The organism is Streptomyces sp. NPDC002785 (assembly GCF_040295565.1).
Lineage (GTDB): Bacteria > Actinomycetota > Actinomycetes > Streptomycetales > Streptomycetaceae > Streptomyces.
Genome location: NZ_JBEOVN010000369.1, coordinates 1 through 3140, shown reverse-complemented (window position 1 = coordinate 3140; position 3140 = coordinate 1). Strand labels below are relative to the sequence as shown.

General features: G+C 68.0%; 2 protein-coding genes. Both read left to right on the top strand.

Annotated elements, in window-relative coordinates; all coding sequences use genetic code 11:
- A partial coding sequence (locus ABTZ94_RS37030) for a condensation domain-containing protein (protein WP_351207781.1) occupies positions 1–1744 on the top strand: 1744 nt, incomplete at its 5' end.
- On the top strand, positions 1741–3140 hold a 1400-nt coding region (locus tag ABTZ94_RS37025), incomplete at its 3' end, for a condensation domain-containing protein (RefSeq protein ID WP_351207779.1). The genes ABTZ94_RS37030 and ABTZ94_RS37025, both read left to right, overlap by 4 nt.

Genomic DNA, 3140 nt, shown 5'->3' with positions numbered 1-3140 from the left:
GCCCCTCACACCCAACGGAAAGGTCGACACCAAGGCCCTCCCCGCGCCAGACCACCACCGACCCGAACTCGCCACCACCTACACCGCACCCCGGACGGACACCGAGCGCACCCTTGCCGCGATCTGGTCCGAGATCCTCGGCATCGACACCATCGGCATCCACGACAACTTCTTCGAACTGGGCGGGGATTCGATCGTCAGCATTCAGATGATCGCCCGGGCCAAGAAGTTCGGTGTGCACCTCACTCCGCGGCTGATCTTCAAGAACCAGACGATCGCCGAGATCGCGGTCCACGCCGCTGCGACCACGCCGGTCGACGCGGAGCAGGGCCGCGTGGCGGGCGAGGTCCCGCTGACACCGATCCAGCACTGGTTCTTCGAGAAGGACCTGCCGACGTTCGACCACTTCAACCAGGCCGAGCTTCTCGTCACCGACGGGCTCGCCCCCGACGTGCTGCGGCTCGCGCTGGCCGACCTGATCGAGCACCACGACGCGCTGCGCCTGCGCTGCGTGGACGGGCCCGACGGCTGGCGGCAGTACCTGGACGAGACCGTGGACACCGACATCCTCGACGTGCACGACCTGTCCGGAGTCTCGGACGAGTCCCTGGCGTCGGTGTCGCTGGACATCGCGGAGGAGACGCAGCAGAGCCTCGGCCTGGCCAAGGGCCCGTTGTTGCGGGCCGCCCTGCTGGAGTTGGGACCGACGCGCGGGCAGCGGTTGCTCACCGTCGTACACCACCTGGCGGTCGACGGTGTGTCCTGGCGGATCCTCCTGGAGGACCTGGGCAGTTGCTACGAGCGGCGGGCTGCCGATCTCGCGCCCCTGCTGCCGGCGAAGACGACGTCGTTCCGGTCGTGGGCCCAGCGACTGAACGGCTTCGCCGACTCCGCTCAGGCACGGGACGAGTACGCCTACTGGGCCGAGCCCAAGCCGGCCGGCCGGGTGCCGCGTGACCGGGACGGCCGCAACGACCTGGGATCCGCCGCCAGCGTCGTGGCGGCGCTCAGCCCCGAGGAGACGCGTGCCTTGCTGCGGGACGTGCCACGGGTCTTCAGCACCCAGATCAACGACGCGTTGCTCACCGCACTGGCGCACGCCCTGCGAGACTGGACGGGGGACGACGAGATCCTGATCGGTCTGGAGGGACACGGCCGTGAGGATCTGTTCCCGGACGTGGACCTGTCGCGAACGGTCGGATGGTTCACGTCCGTCTTCCCCGTCGCGCTGCGGCTGGCGCCGGGAGCCACCGATCCGGTGGCCTCGCTCGACTCCGTCCACGAGCAGGTGGCGCGGATCCCCAACAGGGGCGTCGGCTACGGCATCCTGCGCCATCTCGGCGCCCCGGACGTGGCCGCCGTACTGCGCCGGCAGCCCACTCCGGAAGTGAACTTCAACTACCTGGGGCAGTTCACCAGGGACCTGCCGGGCATCGGGCGGTACGCCGGTCCTGACGAGCCCAAGGGCCACTCGATCAGCCCGGACGGCATGCGCTGGAACGTGCTGGACGTGACCGCCGCCGTCGAAGGCGACACGTTCGGCCTGTACATCAACTACTCGACCGCGCTGCACGAGCGGCGCACCGTCGAGCGCCTGGCCGACGGTGTCGTCGGCCACTTGCGCGAGCTGATCGCCGGCAGTGCCGACGGAGCCGCCGATGCCCGCCGGGAGTCCCCCGGTGTTCCCCTCACCGATGTCGGTGACGCCGACATGGCCGCGATCCTGAAGAGGTTCTCGATATGAGTGCGCACAACGTGGAAGACGTCTACGGACTCTCGCCCCTGCAGTTCGGCATGCTTTACCACTCGCTGGAGGACACTTCCGACACGCGCCCGTACATGGTGCAGATGACGGAGGAGGTCGAAGGACCCTTCGACGAGACGCTGTTCGGAGCCGCCTGGCAGCAGCTCGTCGACCGGCATTCGATCCTGCGCAGCGCGTTCGTGTGGGAGGGAGTGTCGGAGCCGGTGCAGGTGGTGCAGCGCCAAGCTCCCCTCCCCTTCGAAGTGAGGGATCTGCGCGGCCTTTCCGGTCAGGAGGAGCGGCTGAGCACCTTCCTGGCGGAGGACTGGGACCGGGGGTTCGACCTCTCACGGGCTCCGCTGGTCCGGGTCACCGTGCTGCGGATGGGGGAGGAGCGCCGGATCGTTGTCTGGTCGTTCCATCACATCCTCCTCGACGGCTGGAGTGTGCAGATCCTTCAGAAGGAGCTGTTCGCCCTCTACCGCGCGCTGCTCGGCGGCACTTCCGCCGAACTGCCGCCGACCGTCCCCTACCGCCGCTACATCGAGTGGCTCAACTCCCGGCAGGACGACGGCTCCGCGGCGTTCTGGACCGACTACCTGTCGGGCGTCACTGAGCCCACCGCCCTGCACATCGACCGGGACACCGGTGACACAGGAGTCGGCGAGTTCGAGGTGTGCGCCTCCGCAGAGCTGTTCGCGCGGGCCCGGGACTACGCCAAGTCCCAGCGCGTCACGATGAACACACTGGTGCAGGGCCTGTGGTCGGTCCTGCTCTCACGGTACAGCCGCCAGGACGAGGTGTTGTTCGGCTCCACCATCTCGGGCCGGTCGATCGATCTGCCCGGCGTCGAGTCGATGATGGGCCTGTTCATCAACACGCTGCCGGTGCGCGGCCGGCTCACGGGCGACCTGGTCGTCTCCGAGTGGCTGAGGGATCTCCAGGACGAACAACTGGAGATGCGGCAGTGGGAGTACTGTCACCTCGTCGACGTGCAGAAGCACAGCAGGATCCCGCGCGGCGAGCCACTGTTCCGGTCGATCCTCGTCTTCGAGAACTACCCGGTGGTGCAGAAGCCGTCGGACTTCCCCGAGGGGCTGACCCGGCGCCTGGTCAACTGTGTGGAGCGCACCGGGTACCCGCTGACCCTCGTCGTATCGGCGGGCCGAGCCCTGGAGTTCCGCTTCGTCTACGACCGGAGCAGGTTCAACGCGAAGACGATCGAGCGCATGGCCGGCCACCTCGAGAGCCTGCTGACCTCCGTAGTGGACTCGCCCGGCGCACGCATCGGCGATCTCAATATGCTCACGGTGGGGGAGCGGCGGGAGGTGCTGGTCGAGTGGAACGGTGTCACTGGTCCGTATCCGGACACCGCGACCATTCATCAGCTCATCGA